The 25,553-nt window shown below is 35.0% G+C and carries 29 protein-coding genes, 2 tRNA genes and 1 other annotated feature; of the genes, 5 read left to right on the forward strand and 26 right to left on the reverse strand.

Features of this window, described 5'->3' with window-relative positions; translation table 11 throughout:
• Positions 1 to 147: 147 nt before the first annotated feature.
• From FD33_RS11775 to gmk, 10 genes are all read right to left on the reverse strand, one after another.
• Positions 148 to 801 carry a thiamine diphosphokinase gene (locus tag FD33_RS11775; protein WP_025085462.1) on the reverse strand — a complete coding sequence of 218 codons (654 nt, stop codon included), beginning with the start codon at positions 799 to 801 and terminating at the stop codon, positions 148 to 150.
• Positions 798 to 1,469: a ribulose-phosphate 3-epimerase gene (gene rpe, locus FD33_RS11780; protein WP_025085463.1), complete on the reverse strand. Its 672-nt coding sequence runs from the start codon at positions 1,467 to 1,469 to the stop codon at positions 798 to 800. Before rpe ends, FD33_RS11775 begins: the two co-directional genes overlap by 4 nt.
• Positions 1,470 to 1,482: 13 nt before the next feature.
• Positions 1,483 to 2,373 (reverse strand): ribosome small subunit-dependent GTPase A, encoded by an 891-nt coding sequence (gene rsgA / locus FD33_RS11785; RefSeq protein WP_025085464.1) that lies wholly within the window; start codon positions 2,371 to 2,373, stop codon positions 1,483 to 1,485.
• Between the two features lie 7 nt (positions 2,374 to 2,380).
• Positions 2,381 to 4,348 carry a Stk1 family PASTA domain-containing Ser/Thr kinase gene (pknB, locus tag FD33_RS11790; RefSeq protein ID WP_056955997.1) on the reverse strand — a complete coding sequence of 656 codons (1,968 nt, stop codon included), beginning with the start codon at positions 4,346 to 4,348 and terminating at the stop codon, positions 2,381 to 2,383.
• Positions 4,349 to 5,095, reverse strand: coding sequence for a Stp1/IreP family PP2C-type Ser/Thr phosphatase (locus tag FD33_RS11795; RefSeq protein ID WP_025085465.1), 747 nt, complete (start codon positions 5,093 to 5,095; stop codon positions 4,349 to 4,351).
• A 19-nt stretch (positions 5,096 to 5,114) separates the two neighbouring features.
• Positions 5,115 to 6,437 (reverse strand): 16S rRNA (cytosine(967)-C(5))-methyltransferase RsmB, encoded by a 1,323-nt coding sequence (gene rsmB, locus FD33_RS11800; RefSeq protein WP_025085466.1) that lies wholly within the window; start codon positions 6,435 to 6,437, stop codon positions 5,115 to 5,117.
• Positions 6,427 to 7,377, reverse strand: a complete 951-nt coding sequence (fmt, locus tag FD33_RS11805; protein WP_025085467.1) for a methionyl-tRNA formyltransferase — start codon at positions 7,375 to 7,377, stop codon at positions 6,427 to 6,429. The genes rsmB and fmt overlap by 11 nt, the downstream gene beginning before the upstream one ends.
• 10 nt (positions 7,378 to 7,387) lie before the next feature.
• Complete coding sequence (gene priA, locus FD33_RS11810; RefSeq protein WP_056955998.1) at positions 7,388 to 9,796, reverse strand: primosomal protein N'; 2,409 nt, start codon at positions 9,794 to 9,796, stop codon at positions 7,388 to 7,390.
• 85 nt (positions 9,797 to 9,881) lie between these two features.
• Positions 9,882 to 10,139, reverse strand: a complete 258-nt coding sequence (gene rpoZ, locus FD33_RS11815) for a DNA-directed RNA polymerase subunit omega (protein ID WP_025085468.1) — start codon at positions 10,137 to 10,139, stop codon at positions 9,882 to 9,884.
• Positions 10,140 to 10,143: 4 nt separating this feature from the next.
• Positions 10,144 to 10,755, reverse strand: coding sequence for a guanylate kinase (gene gmk, locus FD33_RS11820; RefSeq protein ID WP_025085469.1), 612 nt, complete (start codon positions 10,753 to 10,755; stop codon positions 10,144 to 10,146).
• Between the two features lie 179 nt (positions 10,756 to 10,934).
• On the opposite strand from gmk, the gene FD33_RS11825 reads away from it, so the two are divergent.
• Positions 10,935 to 11,255 (forward strand): hypothetical protein, encoded by a 321-nt coding sequence (locus FD33_RS11825; RefSeq protein WP_025085470.1) that lies wholly within the window; start codon positions 10,935 to 10,937, stop codon positions 11,253 to 11,255.
• On the opposite strand, the gene recN is transcribed toward FD33_RS11825, so the two are convergent.
• From recN to FD33_RS11900, 15 genes are all read right to left on the reverse strand, one after another.
• Positions 11,247 to 12,944 carry a DNA repair protein RecN gene (gene recN / locus FD33_RS11830; RefSeq protein ID WP_056955999.1) on the reverse strand — a complete coding sequence of 566 codons (1,698 nt, stop codon included), beginning with the start codon at positions 12,942 to 12,944 and terminating at the stop codon, positions 11,247 to 11,249. The two genes, FD33_RS11825 and recN, sit on opposite strands and share 9 nt — an antisense overlap.
• Positions 12,945 to 12,952: 8 nt before the next feature.
• Positions 12,953 to 13,777 (reverse strand): TlyA family RNA methyltransferase, encoded by an 825-nt coding sequence (locus tag FD33_RS11835; RefSeq protein WP_025085471.1) that lies wholly within the window; start codon positions 13,775 to 13,777, stop codon positions 12,953 to 12,955.
• A gap of 10 nt (positions 13,778 to 13,787) precedes the next feature.
• Positions 13,788 to 14,636 (reverse strand): polyprenyl synthetase family protein, encoded by an 849-nt coding sequence (locus tag FD33_RS11840; RefSeq protein ID WP_025085472.1) that lies wholly within the window; start codon positions 14,634 to 14,636, stop codon positions 13,788 to 13,790.
• A gap of 2 nt (positions 14,637 to 14,638) precedes the next feature.
• Positions 14,639 to 14,878: an exodeoxyribonuclease VII small subunit gene (locus tag FD33_RS11845; RefSeq protein ID WP_025085473.1), complete on the reverse strand. Its 240-nt coding sequence runs from the start codon at positions 14,876 to 14,878 to the stop codon at positions 14,639 to 14,641.
• The gene (gene xseA, locus FD33_RS11850) at positions 14,871 to 16,220 is read right to left on the reverse strand and encodes an exodeoxyribonuclease VII large subunit (RefSeq protein WP_025085474.1); all 1,350 of its coding nucleotides are present in this window, start codon (positions 16,218 to 16,220) and stop codon (positions 14,871 to 14,873) included. The genes FD33_RS11845 and xseA overlap by 8 nt, the downstream gene beginning before the upstream one ends.
• Entirely contained in the window at positions 16,213 to 17,061 is an 849-nt protein-coding gene (locus tag FD33_RS11855; RefSeq protein ID WP_025085475.1) for a bifunctional 5,10-methylenetetrahydrofolate dehydrogenase/5,10-methenyltetrahydrofolate cyclohydrolase, read from the reverse strand. Before FD33_RS11855 ends, xseA begins: the two co-directional genes overlap by 8 nt.
• Positions 17,062 to 17,100: 39 nt before the next feature.
• On the reverse strand, positions 17,101 to 17,505 hold the full coding sequence (nusB, locus tag FD33_RS11860; RefSeq protein WP_025085476.1) for a transcription antitermination factor NusB: 405 nt from the start codon (positions 17,503 to 17,505) through the stop codon (positions 17,101 to 17,103).
• Positions 17,506 to 17,510: 5 nt separating this feature from the next.
• Positions 17,511 to 17,930, reverse strand: a complete 420-nt coding sequence (locus FD33_RS11865) for an Asp23/Gls24 family envelope stress response protein (protein ID WP_025085477.1) — start codon at positions 17,928 to 17,930, stop codon at positions 17,511 to 17,513.
• A gap of 23 nt (positions 17,931 to 17,953) precedes the next feature.
• The gene (gene efp / locus FD33_RS11870) at positions 17,954 to 18,517 is read right to left on the reverse strand and encodes an elongation factor P (RefSeq protein WP_025085478.1); all 564 of its coding nucleotides are present in this window, start codon (positions 18,515 to 18,517) and stop codon (positions 17,954 to 17,956) included.
• 137 nt (positions 18,518 to 18,654) lie between these two features.
• Positions 18,655 to 18,927 (reverse strand): 50S ribosomal protein L27, encoded by a 273-nt coding sequence (rpmA, locus tag FD33_RS11875; protein WP_025085479.1) that lies wholly within the window; start codon positions 18,925 to 18,927, stop codon positions 18,655 to 18,657.
• 12 nt (positions 18,928 to 18,939) lie between these two features.
• Complete coding sequence (locus FD33_RS11880) at positions 18,940 to 19,284, reverse strand: ribosomal-processing cysteine protease Prp (RefSeq protein ID WP_025085480.1); 345 nt, start codon at positions 19,282 to 19,284, stop codon at positions 18,940 to 18,942.
• Between the two features lie 2 nt (positions 19,285 to 19,286).
• On the reverse strand, positions 19,287 to 19,598 hold the full coding sequence (rplU, locus tag FD33_RS11885; protein ID WP_025085481.1) for a 50S ribosomal protein L21: 312 nt from the start codon (positions 19,596 to 19,598) through the stop codon (positions 19,287 to 19,289).
• Positions 19,599 to 19,607: 9 nt separating this feature from the next.
• Positions 19,608 to 19,675 (reverse strand) — a sequence feature (ribosomal protein L21 leader region).
• Between the two features lie 44 nt (positions 19,676 to 19,719).
• A complete protein-coding gene (locus tag FD33_RS11890; protein ID WP_025085482.1) occupies positions 19,720 to 21,288 on the reverse strand; it encodes a glycosyltransferase family protein in 1,569 nt (522 codons plus the stop codon).
• 93 nt (positions 21,289 to 21,381) lie between these two features.
• On the reverse strand, positions 21,382 to 21,747 hold the full coding sequence (locus FD33_RS11895) for a hypothetical protein (protein ID WP_193322498.1): 366 nt from the start codon (positions 21,745 to 21,747) through the stop codon (positions 21,382 to 21,384).
• A 21-nt stretch (positions 21,748 to 21,768) separates the two neighbouring features.
• On the reverse strand, positions 21,769 to 23,172 hold the full coding sequence (locus FD33_RS11900; RefSeq protein ID WP_056956000.1) for a carboxylesterase family protein: 1,404 nt from the start codon (positions 23,170 to 23,172) through the stop codon (positions 21,769 to 21,771).
• A 185-nt stretch (positions 23,173 to 23,357) separates the two neighbouring features.
• Here FD33_RS11900 and FD33_RS11905 point away from each other — a divergent pair, with 185 nt between their 5' ends.
• The 4 genes from FD33_RS11905 (at position 23,358) to FD33_RS11915 (ending at position 24,292) form a co-directional block, all read left to right on the forward strand.
• Positions 23,358 to 23,558 (forward strand): hypothetical protein, encoded by a 201-nt coding sequence (locus tag FD33_RS11905; RefSeq protein ID WP_025084523.1) that lies wholly within the window; start codon positions 23,358 to 23,360, stop codon positions 23,556 to 23,558.
• A gap of 186 nt (positions 23,559 to 23,744) precedes the next feature.
• Positions 23,745 to 23,867: a hypothetical protein gene (locus FD33_RS13060; RefSeq protein ID WP_264372406.1), complete on the forward strand. Its 123-nt coding sequence runs from the start codon at positions 23,745 to 23,747 to the stop codon at positions 23,865 to 23,867.
• A gap of 134 nt (positions 23,868 to 24,001) precedes the next feature.
• Positions 24,002 to 24,075: transfer RNA gene (locus FD33_RS11910), tRNA-Arg, on the forward strand.
• 143 nt (positions 24,076 to 24,218) lie between these two features.
• Positions 24,219 to 24,292 (forward strand) — tRNA-Arg (locus tag FD33_RS11915).
• 46 nt (positions 24,293 to 24,338) lie between these two features.
• Here FD33_RS11915 and FD33_RS11920 read toward each other — a convergent pair.
• Positions 24,339 to 25,313 (reverse strand): cation diffusion facilitator family transporter, encoded by a 975-nt coding sequence (locus tag FD33_RS11920; RefSeq protein WP_056956001.1) that lies wholly within the window; start codon positions 25,311 to 25,313, stop codon positions 24,339 to 24,341.
• Positions 25,314 to 25,553: the final 240 nt, after the last annotated feature.

Consider the following 25,553-nt stretch of genomic DNA (forward strand, 5'->3'; position numbering starts at 1 on the left):
ATGGTCTAACTGTTAACTTGAACCGCCATCAACTTGATTTGACGAACAGCCTTTTATTATCGAAATATTTATATTTCTTAAACTATAAAAAAAGAGCAGGCACTTACTAACAATAAGCGTCTGCTCTTTTTTATAATTATAATTAACTTAATCTTTACTTTGAATAACAGCAACAATTCCACTTTCAAAGCCAAAATCAATAGTTTCTCCTAAAAACTCATTGCTTGCCCAGCTGACCGGATGTCCAGCATTAAAATCCTTCAACTTGTATTTAGCATCATAGATGTTTAAATGCGTTACAGGGCCTAAATTGACAAAGGCAATGTATTTCATGCCGTTCTCATGATAAATCTTGTAGCGGCCTGGTTTGCAGAATCTAATCGTATTCGTAGCCGACTTGTAATACAACTTATCGTAAAAATCCAAGAATCTTGGATCAAATGGTAAAAACAAATTAACTAAGAAATGATCGATACGGCCACCCGTTGCACCATAAACATAATATTCTTGAGCATTATATTTTTCCCTAGCTGCTAAAAGACATAATTCTGAATCGGTATCATCTTTTTCAGGTGGGAACTTTTTAAAATCAGCAATATTATCTTTTAATAAACGTTGTTCCTTCTTGTTAATGGAATCAAAATCACCAATAGCAATATCAGGAATGATACCTTGTTCTAACAAATACAAACTACCACGGTCTGCTCCAATCCATGGACCTGGAATACCCTTGATACTCTTACTTAACTCATCTGGGTACTCGGATTTGGGGCCACCCAAAAGGATATTTACTCGTTTCATTGTTTAGCATTCACTGCTAACGATTTAAGATTATCGACACGATCTTTAATATCATCATGACCATAAAGGTATGAACCGGCAACAAAGATATCAGCACCAGCGTGGGCACATTGAGCAATAGTTTCATTATTGATTCCACCATCGACTTCGATTTGAAAATCATCATCGGCAGCTGTTTGACGTAATTGATCTAGACGTTGAATTTTCTTAGTCATACCTGGAATGAATTTTTGACCACCAAAACCAGGATTAACTGTCATAACTAGAATTTGATCGATAACTGGGAAAAGTTCCTTAACTGTTTCCAAGGGTGTTCCAGGATTAACAACTACCCCAGCCTTAACACCTAAACTCTTGATCAAATCAATTGAACGATAAATGTGTTGTGTACTTTCAGCATGAACCAGAATGGTATCTGCACCAGCATCAACAATTGGCTTGATATAAGCATCAGGATTATCAATCATCAAATGAACATCCAATGGCTTATCAGTCACACGACGCATCCCTTCAACCACGCTAGGACTAAAGGACATATTAGGTACAAAGTGACCATCCATAATATCAATATGGAACAAATCTGCTCCAGCCTGTTCAGCTACTTTCACATCTCGTTCTAGATTCATAATATCTGCAGACAAAATTGAAGGTGCAATTTTTACTGTCATTTAAATCAACTCCTCAATATCTTTTTTTGTATGAATTAATTTCATTTAAAAAATACAGATAATTGTCGTAACGACTCTGCATTATGTTACCTTCAGCCAATTCTTCTTTAACCTTACAGTTTGGTTCATTGACGTGACGGCAACCTCTAAATTGACATTCAGAACTATATTCCAAAAACTCTGGGAATAAAGTAGGCAATTCTTCTGGAGTAACATTCATCAAATCAATCGATGAGAATCCAGGGGTATCAGCGACCAAACCATCCGCAATATCAAACAATGATACCTGTCTAGTTGTATGTTTACCACGATTTAAAGTCTGAGAAATAGCCGCTGTAGCTAAACCTAGTTCTGTATCAATATGATTTAACAAGGTCGACTTACCAGCACCAGATTGACCAGTAAAGACTGTAACTTTTCCCGCAAATGTTGCCTCTAATTTACCAACCTGTTGGTCATTGTAACTATCACGGTCATCAAAAACTAAATAACCAGCTCGATGATATCCCTCTAAAGTCTCTTTTAAAGTTTGATACTTTTCATCGTTTAAAAGATCTGATTTCGTCAAATAAATTACTGGTTCAATACCGTTATGTTCAATATTGATCAAGATCTTATCCAATAAATTACTTGAAAAATTCGGTTCCGCTGCTGAAGTAACTACAATGGCTTGATCAATATTAGCTATTGGTGGTCGAACCAAACTATTTTCACGTGGCAAGATCTCTAGGATATATCCTAAATCGCCTGTTGCATCAAAAGTGACTTTATCACCAACCAAAGGTTTGATCTTACGTTTACGAAAGTTGCCTCGTGCTCTGGTTCGGATTATCTCCTTGCTTTCATCATCAAAAACATCATAAAAACCACTGATTGATTTTATGATTCTTCCTGTTTTTTCCATAAATCACCTATTTAACTGAACCGCCAAGAACGGTCTTATTATCTCGTTCAACTACATATGATCCAGTTTGTCCATCTTTTAAATTAAAGCTCAATGTTATGGGAGTATCTTGTGTAATTGTCATCGTTTTATAGACTGTGCCAATGTTATGTGTCGCATCAGAAATATAAATCGTTACACTATTATTCCCACCAGTATCATAAGGAATCGTGATGTCCTTAGTAACGGTATTTGTCGATGAAGAACTACTATCATTATCGCTGCTATTACTATCACTGTCATCCTTATCTGTACTTGTTGACTTGTCAGGGTCCTTACCTTTAGAGATAACAACTGCTAACGTACCGCCTTGATTAATTGTACTATTAGCGGCTGGATTTTGACTAATCAAAAGGCCACTTTCAACGTCGTCTGAATATTGATAAGAAACATTCAAAGTCAATCCGGTCTCACTGGCATAATCCTGAATACTCTTCAAATTGTATCCATCAAGATCACGTACTTTGACCATCTTAGGTTTAACTGTCTTGATTTTAGCCAAAGTCAAAGTTAGAGATTTGTTTTTCGTAACAACCTTTTTACCCTTCGGAATACTTTGTTTCAGAATTGTTCCGGCCACGTAATCATTCGTTGCTTTGTATTCAACTTTAACTTTAAAGCCTCGTTTCTTTAGATTATCAGAAACGTCTTCATACTGTTTACCAACTAGTTTTGGCATTTTATAGTACGTGGCTCCTAAACTTACAACCAAATTGACTTGCGCACCGTTCTTTAATTTTAGCCCTTTAGCTGGAATCGATTTGATAACGTGGCCCGCTTCGACATCATCATCATTTTCTCTAGATAAGTCACCAACTTGAAGATTAGAGCTCTTCAACATAACTGTTGCTTGTTTAACTGTTAAATTGTACAAGTCTGGTACTGTCGTCTCCTGATTGCTCTTGATGATCATCGCAATAATGAACAAAATCAAAACCAAAGGAACGAGCGACGCTAACAAGATTATTTTTTTCTTTTTACTTAATTTTTTTGCTTGGTGTTTAGGAGCTGGCGTATCATCACTAACGCTATTCAAAGGCTCCATTACACGTGTTTCTTCTAAATTATTGATTGGGGTCGGTATAAATTTTGGTTCATCAGCACGTTCAGGCATCAAGCAAGTATTCAGATCTTCGCACATTTCTTTAACTGATTGATAACGTTGATCCGGATCCTTAGCTGTAGCTTTCAAAACGGCGTTCTCCAGTGGTTGCGGAATATTAGGGTCAATCTTACGCAGGTCCGGCATATCTTCTTTAGAATGCTTCAGAGCGACTGTTACTGCTGTATCTCCTGTGAAGGGAACATGTTTAGTTAATAATTCGAACAAAATGATCCCTAAAGCATAAATATCCGACAAAACTGTAGCCGAACGACCTTTGATCTGTTCTGGCGACATGTAATGTACAGAACCCAAGAGTGAATTAGTTCGAGTAATCGAACGTTCGCTCAAAGCCAAAGCTATTCCAAAGTCAGAAACTTTAACTTGTATTGGATCCTTAGATTCATCAACCAAAATATTTTCCGGTTTTAAATCACGATGAATAATTCCATGCTCATGCGCATCTGAAACGGCCATACATATCTGTTTCATAATGTCGACAACTTCATGATATGGAATTGGGAAATGTGTTCTTATATACTTCTTAAGATTCGGACCATCAACATACTCTATAACAATATATTGAACGCCTTTATCATTTCCGACATCTAGGACATTTACGATATTAGGATTGGAGAGTCCACTAGTTGCCTTAGCTTCACGAGCAAATCTTCTTTTGACCGATTCGTCATCTTGAAGATCATATCTTAAAGCTTTTACAGCAACCTTTCGATTTAAAAGCGTGTCATTAGCCAAATAAACATTGGCCATTCCACCTTCGCCAAGTGTACCTAGAATCTCATAACGACCATCTACTAGGTAACCCTTCTCCATTTAATGCTTACCTCCGTCTTCATTTGTAGAAAAGAGCAAGGCGGTAATATTATCTCTTCCCCCGGCGGTATTAGCTTTATCAATCAAAAGATGACACTTGGCTTCCAAACTTAATTCTTGAGACAAGATACCTTTGATTTCATTCTCAGGAACCATATTAGTTAATCCATCGGTACACAACAAAATAATTGAATCGGGCACTAGATCAAAATTTTTTACTCGTGGTTGAACAGTCTGTGAAACACCCAAAGTTTGAGTAATGATATTTTTCTGTGGATGATTTTCAGCTTCTTCAGGACTGATCTGACCAGTCTCTAACAGTTCGTGAACCAACGAATGATCTACACTCAATTGTTTTAATTCATCATCTGTATAAATATAGCATCGCGAATCACCGACATTAACAACCATCATTTTTTTATCGATAAAGAAAACGCCGACCATCGTTGTTCCCATACCATTTAAATCATCAAATTGGTTAGAGACAGAAACAATTCGGTCATTTTCTTTACTCAATTCTCTAATGATCCATTCGCGAAGTTCAGTAATATTATCAACTTCGGATTCTTCAAAATTATGTCCCAAATGTGAAACTGCCATATCTGAAGCGACATCCCCGCCACGATGACCGCCCATACCATCGGCTACGATGCCAAAAACAATATTTTTTTTATTTTTGAAAACATTGACGTAATCCTGATTATTTTCTCTGAGTTTTCCAACATCAGTTAATAACGCATACTTCATTAGTCTCAACCTTACCTATCTAGTTTTTTCTAACAAACGCTGCTATAAAGAATCCATCGGTGAAGTAATCACTTGGGAAGATTTTTAGCATTCCATGAGTCATTGATCCATCTAATGCAGGATCATGTTTAACTGGAATCAAATCAAAATTCAAATGTTTATCGAGGAACTTCTTTACAACTAGTTCGTTTTCTTCATCATCAAAAGTACAAGTACTGAAAACTAATTTCCCGTTAACTTCTAGTAAATCTACCATACTATCGAGGATTTCTAGTTGAACACGTTGTAAATTCTTTAAATCTTCTTCTTTACGGAAAAACCTTAATTCTGGTTTTCTACGAATTAAACCAAGTCCAGAACATGGAGCATCCACTAAAATACGATCAAACTTAGTATTCAAAACGTCCTTAGCTTTACGAGCATCAACTGCTCCGGTGCTAATAAGATCGCCATAACCCATTCTTTCACCATTTTCACGAACTAACTTAGTCTTATGTTTGTGAATATCTAGAGCAAAAACTTCTCCATCTTTTAAATAACTAGCAATATGGGTTGTCTTACCACCAGGAGCTGAACAAGCGTCTAGTACTTTACTGTCAGGTTGAACATCCAATGCTGGAGCAACTAGCATTGAACTTTCATCTTGAATAGTGTATAAACCATCACGGAATTCTTGGGTATTAACTAAATTACCACTCTTACAGATTAAACCGACTGAGGAAATTTTGCTGGGATGAACGTCGAAACCTTGTTTATCCAAAGCTTCTTGTAAATCCTTAACTGTTGTTTTATTAGTATTCACACGGATAGAAACATGTGATGGTTGATTGATTGAACTGAGGATTTCTTTAGTTTTATCAAGACCTTGCTGATCAATAAAGAGATCAACTAACCAACGAGGAACACTGTTACGCAAACTCAAATCATAGACAGAATTACTCTTAGGTAATTCCTTATAACCATGTCTTTGATAATTTCTTAAAACTGCATTGACCAAATTACTAGCACCACGACCAGCCTTTTGTTTAGCAATTTCAGTTGATTCATTTAAAACGGCATGGTCTGGAATTTTATCTAAAAAGTGCAATTGATATACGGCACTCATCAATAAAAGATCCAACCATAACTCAACTTTTTTATCCTGTAAATATGGCTTCAATTCATATTCCAAAACATATTTATTTTGAATTACACCATAAATGATATTTGTCATCAAACGACTATCAGCATCTGACAAGTCAGAATTTTTCAATAAATTACTGATTTCAATATTTGAGTAGGCCTTATTTTGAAAAACCTTTGTTAAAGCAATCACTGCTAATTCACGTGGATTATTTTTCATCTATTACTTGTTGTCCTTTTTCTAGACCTTTGCCTAAACCATTCATATAGTTGGCAATATCCATAATTTTTTTACCGGCAGGTTGAATTTTCTTGATTGAAACGCCCTGTTTGTCACCGGCAACAATAACTAGACGTTTCTTCCCTAGGTCATAAACACTACCTACAGGTAAATCGGAATTAATTTCTTCGACTTCAGTCTTATAAAGTTTAGTTCTTTGACCATTAAGCATCGTCCAAGCACCAGGATCAGGACTTAGTGCTCTGATTTGATTAAAGACTTTTTCAGCTGGTTGTGTGAAATCAATATGTTCTTGGTCCTTAGAAATATTTGGTGAGAAAACCACCTTGTCAGGATCCTGTTGAATAGGTTGGATGTCGCCACTCAAAATTTTAGGAATTGTATCTAACAATAATTCACGACCGACAATTGCTAATTTTTCAAATAAACTTCCATTATCATCGTCTTTTTCAATTGGTAATTTTTCTTGACTGATGATGTCTCCAGCATCCATTCCTTTAACCATGTACATGATAGTAATTCCTGTTTCTTTATCACCGTTAAGCAATGACCACTGAATAGGAGCGCCACCACGATATTTAGGCAGTAAGGAACCATGAACGTTAATAGCCGCTACTTTAGCTGAATTCAAGAAAGAAGTTGGTAAAAATTGGCCATAAGCCGCTGTGATAATCAAATCAGCTTGCAATGCTTTCAATTCTTCTAGTTCTGGACTCTTTGGTAACTTAGCTGGTTGATAGAGTTTAATATTCTCTTCTTCAGCGATTAGTTTTACCGGACTTTTTTGTAATTTTTGTTTTCGACCAACCGGTTTATCTGGTTGAGTTACAGCAGCAATCACATCATAGCCTTCTTTTAGAAGTCCCCTTAAAACTGTTGCAGAAAATTCTGGTGTTCCTAAAAATATAACTTTTGTCATTCAATCACCTTTAATCTATATGTTGTGGTTCATTATCAATCGCAATTGTAAAACCTTTTTTTGCATCAGCTTGGGTCTCATTTAAAATTTCTAATAATTTTTGATGCAATTGAGGTTCATGTTTATATTTTACAATAATTTGATAATAATATTTGTTTTGTTTACGCGAAATCATCGTTGGACTAGGTCCCAATAGGATGGCATCCTTTGATAGCGAGGTTTCAAGCTGCTTTTTTAGCCAATAACTTTGTTTTAAAGTCTGTCCTTCATCCTTGTTAGCTACACTAATTAAAGTCGTGAAATAATATGGTGTGTAATTAGCTTGATGTCTGATATACATTTCTTGTTTAAAGAAAGTTTCGTAGTCCTGTTTAGCAGCATCTTTAATCGCATAGTGATCTGGATTAAAGGTCTGGATCACAACATGGCCAGTTTTATCAGCTCGACCTGCACGACCGCTGACTTGAGTTAGCAATTGAAAGGTTCTTTCACTAGCTCTAAAATCAGCCAAACTTAAGGTTGTATCCGCATTAATGACTCCAACTAAAGTAACATCCGGAAAATCCAGTCCTTTGGCAATCATCTGTGTTCCCAGTAATATATCAGCCTGATGTTGTCCAAATTTTTGTAAAATTTTAGCATGTGAACCCTTGCGACGTGTAGTATCAACATCCATTCTCAAAACACGTGCTTCTGGGAAGAGTGTATTCAATTGTTGTTCAATGTTTTGTGTTCCTGTACCATAAAAACCAATTTTTTTGCTTTTACAATTAGGACAAATTCGTGGTACAGGTTCTTCATGTCCACAATAATGACATTTCATTTTACCCAAATCCTTGTGATATGTCAGTGAAACATCACAATTGGGACATTTCAGAACAAATCCACACTCCCGACACATCATGAATGAAGAATACCCTCGACGGTTCAATAAAACAATTGCTTGTTCATGTCTTTGAAGAGTCGTCTGTAAGCTTTCTTTTAATGCTGGAGAAAAATCACCTTTGATTGCTGAATTTTCAGAATCTCGCATATCCACGATTTTTACATGAGGCAAACTTTGATTATTGATTCTTTTTTTCATCCGAATCAATCTGTAAACACCCTTTTCAGCTCGTGCTCGCGATTCTAACGATGGAGTTGCACTTCCTAAAACAACTGGGCAATGATTCATTTGTGCTCGCCACAAAGCCACATCACGTGCATTATAACGAGGATTATCATCCTGTTTATAACTGGCCTCATGTTCCTCATCAATAATAATCAGACCAATTTTATCTAAAGGTGCAAAAACAGCACTTCTGGCGCCAACAACTACTTTAACATCATGACTTTCAATTCGAGTCCACTCATCATATCGTTCACCACTTGATAAGCCACTATGTAAAACAGCCACCTGATTACCAAAACGGCCAACAACTCGATTGACCATTTGTGGAGTCAAAGAAATTTCTGGCACGAGCATTAAAGCAGTCTTTTCTTGTTGTAAGGCTTTTTCAATTGTCTGCAAGTAAACTTCAGTCTTACCACTACCAGTAACACCTTCAACTAAGAAAGTTTGAGGTGTTTCGCTTTGAATGGCAGCACTAATTTCAGATACAGCAACGTGTTGTTCCTCTGTTAATTTAAGTTTAGTTGTTTTTTCAGGATCAATCCCAACTGGTTTACGTAATTTAGTAACTTCGATTATCTGCAATAATTCATTTTTTTCAGCTGTCTTAATAGCCGAACGTGAAATTCCAAACTCTTTTTGCAAAACATTCAATTCTACTGGCAGTTCCTCTAAATGATGAGCTAAAAAGTCCAATAATTTAATTTGTGATTTAGCATTAGCACGTAATTTACTTTTAGCTTCATGTAATTGAATAACATTTAGATCTGTTGTCACTGCTTGACGTTTGATTTGTAAAGCTTGATTCTCAACAACATATTGAATGTCAATTTTATTATTCTGACGCAATCTATTAATTAGTCTAATAGTGATATCATCCAGCTGATTAGTAATCTCCAATGTTTCCTTGCCATTTAAGAGTGATTGAACTTCCTCATCCTCTTTATCCAAGGGAATAACATATTGCTTATACTTTGCTCTCATGACACTAGGAAGCATTGTTTGTAGACATGAGATTTGAAATGAGTATGTTCGATCGGCCAAACAATAAGATAATTGCAACATCTCATTTGATAAAACTGGTTTCAAATCAATCACTCTTGAAATGGGTTTTAATTTACCTTGAAAGTCACTTGTTTCCTTGACCTGCATAACAAAACCTTGAATTTTTCTTTTCCCACGGCCAAAAGGTACCTCAACTCGCATCCCTGGTACAACAACTTCAGTCAACGAATCAGGTATCAAATATTCAAACGGTCGATTAGTTTGCATAGTAGGTACATCTACAATTATCTCTGCTACTGCCATAAAAACCACCCAGTAAATAAATTTCTTAAAAAGTTTTTTTAAATAAAAAAGCCTCCACTAATTCAACAATCAGTGAAGGAATGGTTTATTTGTCTTCTTCTTTTTTCTCTTCTTCAATCTTTTCAGCTTCTTTTTCAAGAAGAATTGAATTAGGATCAATTTCGATTTTGTCGTCAGCAATTTCTTCAAGTGCGCGACCAACAGTTCTTGGTGATTCATATTTGTTCAATAATTCAATATCACCATTCTCCAATTGGTGAGCACGCTTAGCGGCTAGAACTGCCAATGAGTATCGAGAATCAACTCGATCTAAAAGTTTATCAATTGATGGATAAATAATCATATTATCAATCTCCTATTATCTTTTTGTATTTATCAATTACGCGTGGCACTCTCAAGTGTTCGGCTCTAATTATACCTTCAATTTTTTCGACTGCATTAGGTATTTTATCATTTACGACGGCATAGTCATAGCTTGTCATCATTTCAATTTCCTTTTTAGCCTGAACCATGCGTTTATCGATTGTCTTCTCATCATCTGTCCCACGATGAGTAATACGATCGCGTAAGCTGGTCAAATCAGGTGGTGTAAGGAAAATAAAGACACCATCAGGCATCTTTTCACGAACCTGCATTGCACCATTCACTTCAATTTCCAATAAGACATCAATTCCAGCATCTAGCTTTTGATTGACGTACTTTAATGGTGTTCCATAATAATGATCGACATATTTAGCATATTCAAGCATGCCACCATTGTTTATTTCTTCTTCAAATTCTTCATTTGTTCGGAAATAGTAATCGACTCCATCGACTTCTCCAGGACGCATTTGACGAGTGGTCATCGAAACAGAATAATCAAATTTGATTGATGAATTCTTAAGCATAGCTTTTCTAACAGTTCCTTTACCTACTCCAGATGGACCTGATAAAACGATTAACATTCCCCTTGTTGACATAATTAAGTTATCCCTACTATCTATATAATATGGTATCTATCATGCAATAAAATCATTTGATTTTCAAGGTTTTCCGACTTGTCAATACAAAAATTACCAAAGAAATAAAAAAATAGAGTTGCTCTTTCGAACAAAGGTTCGTATAATGAAGACACAAACAAGTGTTCGGGGGTTTAAAAATGCAAGCAAAACAAGCATACAATCATTTCACTACAAATCTAATCAACCATACCGCTAATTTTATTAATAATAACTTTGATTTCAATATTGAAAGTAATCAGAATCTTCAAATTAAACAAATGCCTTTTATGCAAATAGAACTTTTCGCAGAACAGAGTTTTCAAAGACATTATTCTGTCGTTATTACAATGTTAAACGATGAACAGTTCCAAGGCAAATTTATTTCACAAGTTACTAAAAATAAATATGTATTCAAAATAAATTCGGCCTTCTTTAAAATTGCAATGCTCGACCAAATCAAATCCATCAACCTAGTCTAATCTTTGTTGCTCTCCTTGAGCTAATTCCAATAACTCTTGAGCATGTTTTCTAGTTAAATCAGTTACCTTAGTCCCAGCCAACATTAGAGAAATAGCTTCAATTCTTTGGAGATCGTTAAGTATAGAAACTTTTGTTTCTGTTTTATCCTTAACGGTCTCTTTTTTTATTTCAAATTGAATATCACTCATAGCTGCGACCTGTGGTAAATGTGTAATACAAAGAACTTGCAAGAATTGTGAAACCTTATAGATCTTATCACCAATAGCTTGGGCGACTCGACCACTAACACCTGTATCAATTTCATCAAAAACAATTGTCTCTACATTCATTTTCTCAGCAATAATGGCTTCAAAAGCCAAAATAACACGTGACAACTCACCACCAGAAGCAACTCTAACTAATGGCTTGTAATCTTCACCCACGTTTGTCTTCAAGTTGAATTGAATTTGATCAATTCCTTTGGACGATAAATTATCATCGTCCAATGATTTGAAGGCCACACCAAACTTAGCATTAGGCATATATAAATCCTTTAATTGACGATTGATTGATTTTTCTAAAGCAGTAGCAGTTCTGTGACGTTGCTTAGATAAATCTTTGCCTAAATTAAGTAATTTAGTTTGATATTGATCAATCTCTTCCGTCAATTGGGCTTCAGTATCATCATCAATATTGATCTTAGATAACTCATCATGAGCATTTTTACTAAACTCAATAACTTCATCTAAAGTTGGACCATACTTTTTCTTCAAATTATCCAAAGTAATCAATCGTTTTTGAATTTCATCTAAACGATTCTCATCAAAATCAAGATTCTCCAACTGATCAGCAATCGTAGCGGCATTATCCTGCAATTGATAATAAGCTCCATTGATTGAATCATAGAGTTCTTTATAAGAAGAGTCGTAATCCATGATTTCTTCTAAATTATCACGTACATTACCTAAGACATCTACAACACCCACATTATTTTCAGATAAACCACGGTAACTATCTTGAAGAGCTGAACTGATTTTCTCGAAGTTAGATAACTGATTTTTTTCATCTTCCAACTTATCGTCTTCACCAGCTTGTAATTGAGCACTATCAATATCTTCAATTTGGAACTTGAGCATATCAATTCTTTGTACTAAATTTTGAGAATTTTTTTGAATCGTTCTTAAACGACTACGTTTAGATTGATATTCTTCAAAAAGTTGAGCATATCTCAGTAAATCACGCTGAAAATCATCATCAGCAAAACGATCTAGAATATTGATGTGATTATCTTCATCTAATAACTCTTGTTGCTGATTTTGACCATGAATCTCAACCAAAAATTTACCAACTTGTCGTAAAACATTTGTTTTAACTAGTTCATTGTTGATGCGACAGACATTCCGACCCTTGCGATTGATTTCTCGTTTAATAATAATTTGATTATCATCGTGAGCAATCCCATACTCCGCCAAAATAGCAAAAATAGGACTACTTGCTTTTACCTCAAATAGTCCTTGCACATTTAATTGCTCTTGTCCTGTTCTAATAAAATCAATTGATGATCTACTTCCAACTAATAAACCCAAAGCGTCAATAATAATTGACTTACCAGCTCCGGTCTCACCAGTTAAAGCAGTCATCCCACTTTTAAAATCAATCTGCAGCTTATTAATAATCGCAAAGTTATTGATTATTAGTTTTTTTAGCATTATCTCACCTATTTATTAAGATTTGCGTATGCAGCTTCCATTGTACTTTCAACGGAAACATTATCTAAAATTTCGCCAGGTTGTTCTTCTTGTGGCTTTTGAATGTGCATCAAGAATTCAATATTACCTTCTCCACCCTTAATAGGTGAAAAATCTAAACCAGAAACAATGAATCCCGCCTCTTTAGCAAAATTAGTAATTTTCTCTAATACCATCTTGTGGACTTTGTGATCACGCACAATTCCGTGCTTACCAACATTTTCAGGACCAGCCTCAAATTGTGGTTTGATCAAACAAACTGCGTCAGAACCTGGCAAAATGATGTTAAACATTGGTGGCAAAATTAATTCCAAAGAAATAAAGGAAACGTCTGTCATTGCAAAACTAGGTAGCCCTTCATGAAAGTCATCTGGCTTACTGTAACGGAAATTAACTCGTTCCATTACAATTACACGTTCATCTTTTCTCAATTTCCAAGCCAATTGATTATACCCAACATCCAACGCATAAACCTTCTGTGCGCCATTTTGCAAAGCCACATCTGTAAAACCACCAGTTGAGGAACCAATATCTAGACAGATACGATCAGACAAATCAATGTCAAAGGATTTTAAGGCTTTTTCAAGCTTGTAGCCACCACGACTGACATATTTGCTGTGGGCATTTTTAGCTAAGTGAAAAACAGTATCTGGATCAACTTTTTCACCAGGCTTATCAAAACGCAAATTGTCTTGATTATAAACTTCACCAGCCATAACCGAACGTTTAGCTTGTTCTCTGGATTCAAATAAATTTTGTTCAACTAATAAAACATCAATTCTTTTTTTTGCCAATATGTGTCACCTATTCTTTGAAATAATCTAAGAAGCTTACCAATAGATTCTTGTCAAACTCATTTTCCTTTAAAACTGCGTTCAATGCATCCTTAACTAAATCCTTCAATTTAGCCTCCGTTGCCTCTTTGCCAATCAAATTAGGGAAAGTATTCTTATTACTATCCTCACCATCGTCGGCATCGTTCAAATCATCTTTCAACTGAAAGGCCAGGCCAATATCATTCGCATATTGAACCAAGTTCTTTGATAGCTCATGACCAGCGCAAAAGGCTCCAGTTGTCACAGCTGCAGTAATTAAATCAGCTGTTTTTTCCTTATGTAATGTTGTTAATTCATCTTCAGTTAAAATTTTATTTTCCATAGTGATATCAGTCATCTGACCTGCTACCATTCCCATGGGACCAGCATTATGAGCTAAGATTCTTACAACAGCCATACGTTTATCAGTGCTCAAATCTGACTTGGCGATCCAATAGAAGGCTTGAGTTAACAAGCCATCTCCAGCCAAAACAGCAGGTCCAACACCGAATTGCTTATGATTTGCCAATTTACCACGACGATAATCGCTATTGTCCATTTCAGGTAAATCATCATGAATTAATGAATAAGTGTGCACTAACTCGATTGCACCAGCAATGTCATAAAACTGTGAAAGCTTATCTAACTTGATACCGCTAGAATAAGCAACTGCTAAAAAGAGCATCGGACGAACTCTCTTACCACCGGCATCCAATGAATAAAGCATAGCATCTCTTAAAGTAGCTTGTTTTATTTCAGATTTCAATTTATCATCCAAAAACTTATTAAAATCAGGTAAGACTTGATCGCAAAAATCAGAGAACTTTTTTATTTCCATAATTATTTTTGATCCTTATCTTGATCTTGTTTGATATTAATTTCTTCGCCATCTTTGGTCATAACTTTTGTCACAGTTTCTTCAGCATCACTCAGAGTCTTTTCAAGTTCTTTGCTCAAAGTAACACCTGTTTTGAATTTTTCCATTGCCTCTTCTAGAGGAACGTTTCCCGCCTCAAGATTAGTTACAATTGCTTCTAAATCAGCAAGATTTTCTTCAAATGATTTCTTCTTTTCAGCCATTTCCGTCCTCACTTACTTCTTTGGTTATTAACTTGACGTTACCATTTTTAACTTTTAGGTCAACCTCTTGATCCACTTGATAATCAGTTACATTCTTTAATACTTTACCTGATTTACTAGTAGGAATGGCATAGCCACGACTCAAAGTTTTTAGTGGACTCAACGAATCCAATGTAGCAACCTCACTATTAAATACATTACGGTTTTTATTGATAATTTTATTCACATTATTGATCAAAATTTGATACAACCGATTAACTTGATTAGCATAACTATAAATTTGATCTCTAGGTGATGCTTGTACTAGTCGATTAGCATATTGGATCAATTCTGTTTTTGATCTATTTAATGAATTAGAAAAATTTTGACGCAATTTGTCTTGTAGATAATCAACTTTTTGCAAATACACTTCGTAGATTCGCTCTGGATGCTGCAAAAAGACGTTCTGAGCTAACGAATCAACCTTATCCTTATAATTGCCTATGATCTTTGTCTGTGCATTATATAGTCTCGTATTGAGATCTTGTAGATGTACTAAGACATCCCTCAAAACTGGTGTAGCTAATTCAGCGGCGGCCGTAGGAGTCGCAGCCCTTAAATCAGCGACTAAGTCAGCAATTGTCGTATCAGTTTCATGACCAACTGAACTGATTACCGGAATCTTACTTTGAACAATGGCTTGCGCAACCACTTCTTCATTGAATGGCCACAGATCTTCAATAGACCCACCACCACGTCCGATGATAATCGTGTCGTAATTTCCATCTTCATTGATTCGTTTTAATTGCTTAACAATTGTTGGTGCAGCTTCTTGACCTTGAACTTGAGCTGGATACAAAACTATTTGTACAATGGGATATCTTCTAGCAACAGTCGTCATAATATCATGAATAACCGCACCTGACTGACTAGTTACTACTGCTATTCGTTTAGGAAATTGTGGTATAGATTTTTTAGGTAAATCAAAAACACCTTGTGCTGCTAGCTTTTTCTTCAATTGCTCAAAAGCCAAGTACAAAGCTCCCAGTCCGTCTGGTTCCATTGATTCAACGTAAATTTGATAGGAACCACTAGGTTCATAAAGTGAAATTCGACCTTTGACGAGGACTTTCATTCCCTCTTCTGGCTGAAATTTAACTTTACTAAAATTTGATTTAAACATGATAGCTGAAATCTTAGCTTTATCATCTTTTAAAGAAAAATATTGATGGGCATTAGGACGCATTCTAAAATTAGAAATTTCTCCCATCAAATAAACGTGTCCCAAATAAGGGTCCACGTCAAATTTTCTTTTCAGATATTGAGTTAAAGCTGTTACAGTTAAATATTGCTCATTATCCATTTGCCCTGCCTTCGGCTAATTCAATCACTTGATCTACTAATGCAGTAATCGTCATTGGGCCAACCCCACCAGGTACTGGTGTGATCATTGAAACGTGATCTTTGACATCATCAAAATCAACGTCTCCACAAAGCTTGCCATTCTCATCGCGGTCCATTCCGACATCGATAACAATTGCCTGATCTTTGACATAATCTTTTTTAATAAATTTAGCTTGTCCAATGGCAACTACTAGCACATCAGCCTTACTTGTTATTTCTTTTAAGTTCTTAGTATGTGAATGTGTGATCGTTACAGTGGCATTACGATTCAACATCAAAGCAGCAGTAGGTTTACCTACAATATTACTACGTCCGACTATTACAACATTCTTACCATCAAGATCAACATTATAATAGTCCAACATCATTAAAATACCAGAAGCAGTAGCTGGTTTGGTTAGTGGTGTACCAATCCATAAGTTTCCAACACTAATTGGTGTAAAACCATCAACATCTTTAGCTGGACTAATGGCTTCGATAACTTTATCTTCATCGATATGATCTGGAACTGGTAATTGAACAATAAATCCATCAATAGCTGGATCATTATTTAATTCATTAATCTTACTCAACAACTCTTTTTCCGTAACGGTGGTATCGAAATGGATAAGTTGGAAGTCAATCCCTAATTTTTCAGCGCGACGTTTCTTATTACGAACATAAACAGCACTGGCACTGTTGTCACCAACTAAGATAACTGCCAAACCAGGAGTTACACCCTTTTCTTTTAAAACTTGAACGCGTTTTGTCATTGTCTCGTCTAATGATGTTGCTACTTTTTTACCTTCTAATAAATTCACACTAATCACCATAAAAAGGCTGGCAAAAAATCACCAGCCTTACCCTTCTACAAAATTAGATAAAATACCATTAATGAAGGACTTTGAGTCCTTGTCACCAAAATCGCCAGCCATTTCAATTGCTTCATCAATAGCTACTTTTCTGGGTACTTCTAAACTATTTTCCATTTCAAATAATCCCACACGTAAAATTGAGCGGTCAATTCTTGATAGACGCTGAACAGTCCACTTATTTTTTAAGTGTTCTGAAATTTTCTTGTCAAGATCATCTTGGTGTTCCACAACACCTGAAACTAGAAACGTCAAATAATCTGGCACTGCCTCGGATGTTAAATCGCATAATTGCATGGTAGAAGAAATAGCATCTTGAGGAGTATCCTGAGTCGTTTCGATAGAAAATAGTGATTGAACTGCGAGTTCTCTGATCTTATGTCTACTTATCACTAGTTTTATTCCTTTTTATCAGTTGTTACACGTTCTATTTCACCGCTATCTTTTTTAGCGATCAAACCTACAACATGCACATTAATTTCACTTAAGTCTAAATCGGTCATGAATTCAAGTTGTTCAATGGCTGATTTTTGGATCTCCAAGGATACTTTTGGAATTGATACGCCATATTCCAAATATACATAAACATCCGCAGATATTTGATCGTCATTGAACGACACATCAACGCCCTTACCATGATTGATTCTGCCAAAAAGTGAATCTATTCGACTAGAAATGGTGCCACGCATTTCGTAGACACCTTCAACTTGGTTCGTAGCAATCCCAAGAAGGATCTCAATAACTTGATGTGATATTTCAACATTACCGTTTATTTTTCCACTATCTTGTTGTAGAGAAACATATTTTTGTTCAGCCATAAACTTATCTCCATAATCAGTTATTAATTAGCACGTGAAATGTAAGTACCATCTTGAGTATTGATAGTTAGCATGTCGCCTTCATTAACGAAGAATGGTACTTGCACAACTAAGCCTGTTTCCATAGTAGCTGGTTTTGAACCACCTGATTGTGTATCACCCTTAATTGAAGCTTCAGTTTCAACAACCTTAAGATCAACAGTATTAGGTACATCAACACCAAGTGTTTCGCCATTATACATAACTACACTGACTTCCATGTTTTCTTTCAAATACTTCAACTCATCTCTAATTTCATCACCTGGTAATGAAAGTTGTTCATAAGTTGTAGTATCCATGAAGACGTAGTTATCACCTTCTGCATATAGATATTGCATCTTCTTATTTTCAATATTAGCTTTTTCAACCTTAGCAGTTGATCTGAATGTCATTTCTTGAACGGCACCAGTTCTTAAATTCTTTAACTTTGAACGAACAAAGGCACTACCCTTACCTGGTTTAACATGCTGAAATTCTACAACACGCCAGATACCATCTTTTACTTCAATTGTTAATCCATTTTTAAATTCATTTACTGAAATTGACATTTCTTTCTCCCTTGGTTCATAAATTTTGCCGATAAAACACTATACATTATCTTACCAATATTTCGGTGTTAATGGCAATATCTCATACTTATTATATAAAAAAAAGAGGAACATTGTCCTCTTTTTTTCTCAATATATTAGTATACTGAAACTTTTCTCTTGTCTCTGCCAAGTCTTTCGAACTTAACAACGCCATCTTTAAGTGCGAACAATGTATCATCATTTCCACGGCCAACATTAGCACCTGGGTGAATCTTTGTTCCACGTTGTCTATAAATAATTGCACCAGCAGTGATAGCTTGACCATCAGCACGCTTTGCACCTAGTCTACGACCAGCTGAGTTACGGCCATTAGTTGTTGATCCACCACCCTTATGGTGAGAGAAAAATTGTAAATTCATCTTAAGCATGAAATTTACCTCCTAATCAAGATCTATATTATTTTTTTGCACTTGAACTTCAATATTTTTAGAATAACTACCTTCAATATCTTTCAATATCCAAAATAAATTATCTAATAATAAGGCAGTGTCATGTGAAACTGCTTTATCAAATTGGCAGCCAAGATGACCACCATTAACTTCATCCATGACGACCTGAGGACTAGCCCCAGTAAGTTTTTCCAGATTGTTGATTGTGCCAATTGTTACTGCTGAAACAGCAGCACAAACTAAATCTTGACCATAAGGTCCCGAATCAGCATGTCCTTTAATCAAAAAGGAATCAATCTGTTTATCTGAATTCTGGTGAAAACTCGCTTTTATCATGATTAAGCCTTGATACTATCGATAAGTACCTTTGTATATGGTTGACGGTGACCTGTCTTTTTGTGTGAATGCTTCTTAGGTTTGTACTTGTAAGTAACAACTTTCTTTTCCTTACCTTGCTTTTCAACCTTACCAGAAACACTAGCGCCTTCAACTACTGGGCTACCAACTTTAACAGTCTTGCCATCAGAAACTAAGATTACATCATCAAATGTAACTGCGTCTCCTTCTTTGACATCAAGCTTTTCAACATAAATTGAAGCATTTTCTTCAACTTTATATTGCTTACCACCAGTTTTAATAATTGCGTACATAAACGTACACTCCCTTCTAAGACTCGCCAACTAGGTGCACTAAGCTTAAACCTATTTTTGAGCGGTTGTAGATGCAATAGTGATTGCAACTAATAAAATATAGCAAATTTCACATACTTTTTCAACTCTCTGCCACGATTTTTTTCTTCATTTTCCATTTGTCACTAAAACAAATATAGCCTAAACCAATAAAACTAAATAAATTGATCAATAAAGAAATTATAGCCAAAACGGTATAGTGAGCATGAATTTCAATGATATTTTTGTTTGGATCTGTCTGCAACAATAATGTGTGACACTTAGAACTAAAGATTTTAGGTTGTTCATTATTAACAGTTACTTTATAACCGGCGTAATTTTGAATCGGAATATCCATCTTTACAGCTTGGGGATTATAATATTGCAACCAATATTCATTTCCCTTCGTATTGAATTGTACTTGGCTACTGTGACCATCAATCAGGAAATGATTTTTACTCTCCAAAGCTTGATCGTGATAATTTACAACTAAACTTTTATAATCAATTTTTTGAGCAATTTCAATTTTATTGTGCGGATGTAGTTGATTTGCCTGACTGTATGTCAGATAACCAAAGCCACCAATGGTCAATAGTAGGATCAATAACTGTAAAATAACTGGTCCTTCTTGAAAAAGTAATAAAATTACCCTAGTCAAAACGACAATGGCAAAGAGATCTACAATTGTTATCAGAGCAAACATTAAACGACTTATATCAACCGGTAATTGTGGATGTGTAACTAATAAGGCTACTATGACAAAGCTCTCTAAAATCATAATCTTATAACTGAAAGAACTCTTTAAGAAAATCACGATCAAAACTAATCCCAATAAGATTATTAGAGTTAAAAAGAAATACCAATTATTTCTCGTTAAAAATTCCTTACTAAACCAGGCCCAATAGTCAAACCGTGAACGCTTTTGTTGCAACAATTTTTTAGTCCATTGATTCTCTAATAGTGGACCCCAATATCCAACAGTCAATATTCCAGTTGTCAATCCAGCTTTAATTAGGTTAAGTAAAGTTTTCCCCCAATACGACCAGTGGTGTGAAAGTCTTGAGAAAATCATCAATGGTAATATCGGTACTAAAGTCAAAATAATCGCGAGTGCCATATATGGACTGGTCCAAATAATCAACGTCAGCCCTAAAGTTAACGTCAGCCAATCTTGGAATTTACCATTAAAGATTTGAAATGCTCCATAATAAACCATTGGCAAGAAAATTAAGACTAGATAATTTTCGATTCTCTGCTCACTAAAAACCAGCATGAAGCGATTAAAAGATAATGTATAAATCACGGAAAACAGTAGAGCTTCCAAGGTATCGTTTGAAAACTTTTTCATATAGTAATAAGAACTTGTAAAGGTTAAATAAGTGACCAATGCAAAAATTAGTACAAAGCCAATAATGACGTTTTGATTCAAAAAGAGTAGTCCCGGCAGTATCGTTAACCACGGACTATAAAAGTTGATCAGGCTGCCTGTATGACCCCAATAATCAAAATTAATTGGAGAAATAAAAATATTAGACAGACTTTTAATATGCGCAATATTGAATATCAGTTCATTAGTTACTGATGCGTGTTTTAAAAATAATAATGTATAGAAAATAGTTAGTATTAGAAAAATAATTCCAACAATTATTCTTCTCCATGAACGACTCGACATAATTAGCCCCTTAAAAAATGACTTACCAAATAATTATACTAAAAAAGGACTGTGAAGACTCTATTCTTCACAATCCTTTTACAATATTCAGTTTTAATATATTGGCAATGTTGCCATGACTACATGTCCGATGACCAAAAAGAAAAATAGTGTGGCCAAAACCAATTTGCCTCTACTAAGTTTCAATCTTCTGATCAAGCTTGTTATCAGTATAAGAGCAATAATTAGCCCTACACCAATTAAAATCCCCATTAAATTACTAATAATCGCCTGTTGCGTTAAAAATGCTGCAACAACATCAATTAAAATGAAAGCAATTGTAATAACAAATGAAAACTTTCTTTTCAAATCGCCCACCTCTAAAATCCTAAGCACCGCAAAAAGATGCTCAAACTTAAGCACAACATCTACAGTATAAAATTGAGATATATTAATTGCAATATATTTTTTATAATACAAATCACAATATTTATTTATAAACTATAGTTTGTATGATTGCCAAGGTAAATCATCAGGACTCCGGCGGTTTATTACAGAGACACTTTTGAGGTCATCAGGATCTAATTCAAGAACTAGTCGATCAGTATCATAAACAGGCCATTCAAATTTAATTTCTTCGTCGTAAGGTTTGCCATTATTAATAAATTCCTTCAATAGTCGGAGTATGTGCAATTGATTTTTGCGATAGTCAATTTTTAGATCCGCAGTTGGTGTATTTAAATAACGTACAATCCCACCATGCTTCCCTTCATCAACTTTAGCGTAATTACAATAAACTTCCGCATCACTATTTTTAATCAATAAATCAGCTAATCTTCTTGCAGGCAAAGCGTACATTGCATTACCCAGCATTCGGATTAATTCAGCTTTAGAATAATTTTCACCCAGTAATTCTTGCTTCAACTGTTCAGCACTTTCACCAAATAAGTCTGGCAAAACATTCTGTTCAATCTGACTCGAATCCATATCCTCAAAAAAATTCAATTCATTATTACCAGCTGAAATAATTGTTTTAAAATTAGTCCTTTTAACACGTTGAATCAACTTATCTTGCCAATCGTTAGAAATTAAATCATTATCAATCACAGGACCAAACCAATTAGTTGCAAAATGACCTTGTAAAGCCGTCTTTTGAGCTAATTGCAATCCATCATCGGTTAAATTGAATAAATCCTTACTTGTTTTAATTTTATTAACTCGGCAAATGTTATCAATCACCTTTTGAGCCGTTTCTAAGTCACGTATTGTCTGTACACCACCAGAAAACATAATAACTTTTTTAATGCGATCCAACAGTTCAGAATTAGATGACATTAAAGCAGAAATTGACTTAGCTCCAGCAGACAAACCTATCAAATTAATATTATCAACATCGCCACCAAAACTACGTGCATTATCTATTACCCATTGAATTGCCATTAATTGATCGGACAAACCAACATTAGTATCACCGCCATCAACTTTTCCCCAACCAAATAAACCTAATCGATAATTAGGAACAACGTGTACTACTTCTTGATGATCCAACCAGGACATCTGTTTTTGATAATTTCCACCTGTAGTAAATCCACCGCCATAAAATTCAATGACAATTGGATAATGTCCATCGATATCTGGTGTACAAATATCTAAATTCAAACAATTTTCGCCAAAATCAATTTTATCCTCATTTTGTTCCAAAGCTTCATCTTGCATCGGTTGTGTACCATTATGCACAGCATATTGGAGTTTATTGATTTCTTGTTTACCAAATTTGGCAATTGAAAATTCTTCTGCTCGCTTGAATCTTCGGCCATAACCAAAAGGAATTCCCAGAAAATCCACATGCCGATGATCAGTAATTCCGTGGAAAGTACCAGTTGTTGTTTTTATAATTTTTTTCATCAAATAAACCCCCAGTAAACAAAATATCGGTTTAGTTAACATTCTAAACTAATAATATTAATGTACAAGAATTTCATGAAACCATTTTTACAAGAAAGTTATATAAATTTATTCATAATTTGCCTTGTTTAGTTAATAAAGCTTGTATATAATTTCAAGGATACGTTTTAAAGGGAGAGTAATTTATGGTATTAACAGATGCACAAAAACGTGCCAATGAAAAATGGCATAAGAATCATCGTGAACGTGCAAATTATATTGCTATGCGTTCATCCGCAAGAAGCTTTATTCGTAAAAAGTCTACTTTGGAGGACTTAAAAGAACTTCAAGATATCATTGAAGGTCGTAAAAAAGAGTTAGCACAATCCCTAAATAATCAATTTTAAAAAATGTATGCCTTTACATTTGAAAAGTACAAAAATTCTTTTCAAAATAAGACATTAATTTATCTTAATTTTATTTTTTCTGATATAATTTGGCTAAGGATAAGGTTAAAGGAAGTCTTGTCCTATAAGCGTTCTGTCCAGATGCTGATGACATAAAAAGCTGTGATTATTTCGGAGATGAAAATCATGAAATTGATAACTTGGATCAAATCATTATTAAAAGCCGAAAAAACTGAAGTTTCCACTCAAGATGGAGAGGTACTCTCTGAACTAGAAGCCGAAAACAAACCTTTCTTGTTTGGTAAGTAATGTCATTCAGTAAATTATTATTAGGGATGGTTCACTTATTATTAAGTGAACCTTTTATTTTGCTTTTTTTCGCATATTTAATCAAAATTACATTGACATCAAGTCATGACTTTCACTATAATAGTACGAGTGATGTCACAGTGGCTCAGTTGGATAGAGCAACGGTCTTCTAAACCGTAGGTCGTGAGTTCGAATCTCACCTGTGACATTTTTTATACGTTAAAAGCTGTTAGGTAAAATCCTAACGGCTTTTTTTATATTTAATTACCACTTTACCCATAATTTATAATAAAAAAATTCAAATTAATTATTGCAACTCAAATCACTTTTCTCTATAATAGTACAAGTGATGTCACAGTGGCTCAGTTGGATAGAGCAACGGTCTTCTAAACCGTAGGTCGTGAGTTCGAATCTCACCTGTGACATTTTTTTATACGTTAAAAGCCGTTAGGATAATCCTAACGGCTTTTTTTATGCTGGAACAACCATTACGTCAGTATCAACAATCCCGAACTGATGACGCATTTGCGCTTCAATTTCCTCCCCCAAACGGTAACTGTCTTTCACTTCCATATGGGCATCTACAGCAATTATCACATCCATTGTGACCATATTGCCACTATAATGGGCATTTATATCCTCTACTTTTTTAACTTGAGGATTATTCTCAATAGCTTTGCGAAATTGTGTTTCAGCTTTCGGATCAAAATAATCAGCTAGATTTAAACTGCTTTCTTTAAAAATCTTGATGCCGGCTACCAAAATAAAGATACCAACAATGATACTTGCCACACCATCGAGCCATGATACTTTAAACAACAAGGCACCACCAATAGCTACCATGGTTCCTAAACTCGTCAAAGCATCACTCAAACTATCTTGAGAAGCTGCCGTCAAAGCCGCGTTCTGTAATTTCAAACCAGCCAAACGATTCATCCACCACACAATTATCATTATTACCATTGCCACACCCGCTCCTAATAAGGTGATTGGTTGGGGTACTTCTTGAAATTCTGGATGCATTAAGCTTTTGAATCCACCATAAATAACATTCAATGAAATAGCAATCATAACTATTCCGGTAATCAGAGTAAAGACTGTTTCATAATGAAATCGTGTCAGTTGCAATCGTTGACCATTCTTTTGAATATCCTCTGGCAATGGCTGCCCCATCAAGTCATCATCATCAATATCCCGAGCAATAAAAATCCCTACTAGTAATAAGACGGCAGAAATAATTCCAGCTAAATTATTTAAAGCATCAGCCCGTAGAGTCTGTGAATGTCCGACCTCTGCTAAATAAAATTCAATCACAGAAATCGCTAAATAAGCTCCTACATTAAATAGCAAATGATGTTGAGCACTACGTAATTTATTCAGTTCTTGATGTTGAATCTTATGCCATTCTTTTGTTTCCTTCTCAAGATGCTGTTGTTTTTCTTGCATTATAAAATATTGCCTCACTAAATAAATACTTACTAGGCAATCCTAGCGCTTTAACTTTAGAATCACAAAAAAAAGAGACCTTTCAATGTTGAAAGGTCCCTCCTTATTTATCGTTGAGGATAGATTGCAACTTTCGTTGCTCATTTAATATATCATCTATCAACCAGAAATTCTCCATTTTAAAATTTCCGTAAAGAAATTGTATTATTAATTACGAATTTTGTAATAAATGATTCATAT

It is taken from the genome of Companilactobacillus paralimentarius DSM 13238 = JCM 10415 (genome assembly GCF_001434985.1).
Lineage (GTDB): Bacteria > Bacillota > Bacilli > Lactobacillales > Lactobacillaceae > Companilactobacillus > Companilactobacillus paralimentarius.

Coding starts and splice junctions, on each gene's coding strand:
- FD33_RS11825 (WP_025085470.1), top strand. CDS start 10,935: ATGCAAGCAAAACAAGCATACAATCATTTCACTACAAATCTAATCAAC.
- efp (WP_025085478.1), bottom strand. CDS start 18,517: ATGTCAATTTCAGTAAATGAATTTAAAAATGGATTAACAATTGAAGTA.
- priA (WP_056955998.1), bottom strand. CDS start 9,796: ATGGCAGTAGCAGAGATAATTGTAGATGTACCTACTATGCAAACTAAT.
- rplU (WP_025085481.1), bottom strand. CDS start 19,598: ATGTACGCAATTATTAAAACTGGTGGTAAGCAATATAAAGTTGAAGAA.
- recN (WP_056955999.1), bottom strand. CDS start 12,944: ATGCTAAAAAAACTAATAATCAATAACTTTGCGATTATTAATAAGCTG.
- rpmA (WP_025085479.1), bottom strand. CDS start 18,927: ATGCTTAAGATGAATTTACAATTTTTCTCTCACCATAAGGGTGGTGGA.
- rsmB (WP_025085466.1), bottom strand. CDS start 6,437: ATGAAAAATAATCCACGTGAATTAGCAGTGATTGCTTTAACAAAGGTT.
- FD33_RS11920 (WP_056956001.1), bottom strand. CDS start 25,313: ATGCAAGAAAAACAACAGCATCTTGAGAAGGAAACAAAAGAATGGCAT.
- rpe (WP_025085463.1), bottom strand. CDS start 1,469: ATGACAGTAAAAATTGCACCTTCAATTTTGTCTGCAGATATTATGAAT.
- xseA (WP_025085474.1), bottom strand. CDS start 16,220: ATGGATAATGAGCAATATTTAACTGTAACAGCTTTAACTCAATATCTG.
- fmt (WP_025085467.1), bottom strand. CDS start 7,377: ATGACAAAAGTTATATTTTTAGGAACACCAGAATTTTCTGCAACAGTT.
- rsgA (WP_025085464.1), bottom strand. CDS start 2,373: ATGGAAAAAACAGGAAGAATCATAAAATCAATCAGTGGTTTTTATGAT.
- FD33_RS11840 (WP_025085472.1), bottom strand. CDS start 14,636: ATGGAAATAAAAAAGTTCTCTGATTTTTGCGATCAAGTCTTACCTGAT.
- FD33_RS11795 (WP_025085465.1), bottom strand. CDS start 5,095: ATGAAGTATGCGTTATTAACTGATGTTGGAAAACTCAGAGAAAATAAT.
- FD33_RS11890 (WP_025085482.1), bottom strand. CDS start 21,288: ATGTCGAGTCGTTCATGGAGAAGAATAATTGTTGGAATTATTTTTCTA.
- FD33_RS13060 (WP_264372406.1), top strand. CDS start 23,745: ATGAAATTGATAACTTGGATCAAATCATTATTAAAAGCCGAAAAAACT.
- FD33_RS11775 (WP_025085462.1), bottom strand. CDS start 801: ATGAAACGAGTAAATATCCTTTTGGGTGGCCCCAAATCCGAGTACCCA.
- rpoZ (WP_025085468.1), bottom strand. CDS start 10,139: ATGATTATTTATCCATCAATTGATAAACTTTTAGATCGAGTTGATTCT.
- FD33_RS11900 (WP_056956000.1), bottom strand. CDS start 23,172: ATGAAAAAAATTATAAAAACAACAACTGGTACTTTCCACGGAATTACT.
- pknB (WP_056955997.1), bottom strand. CDS start 4,348: ATGGAGAAGGGTTACCTAGTAGATGGTCGTTATGAGATTCTAGGTACA.
- FD33_RS11905 (WP_025084523.1), top strand. CDS start 23,358: ATGGTATTAACAGATGCACAAAAACGTGCCAATGAAAAATGGCATAAG.
- FD33_RS11880 (WP_025085480.1), bottom strand. CDS start 19,284: ATGATAAAAGCGAGTTTTCACCAGAATTCAGATAAACAGATTGATTCC.
- gmk (WP_025085469.1), bottom strand. CDS start 10,755: ATGTCAACAAGGGGAATGTTAATCGTTTTATCAGGTCCATCTGGAGTA.
- FD33_RS11865 (WP_025085477.1), bottom strand. CDS start 17,930: ATGGCTGAACAAAAATATGTTTCTCTACAACAAGATAGTGGAAAAATA.
- FD33_RS11845 (WP_025085473.1), bottom strand. CDS start 14,878: ATGGCTGAAAAGAAGAAATCATTTGAAGAAAATCTTGCTGATTTAGAA.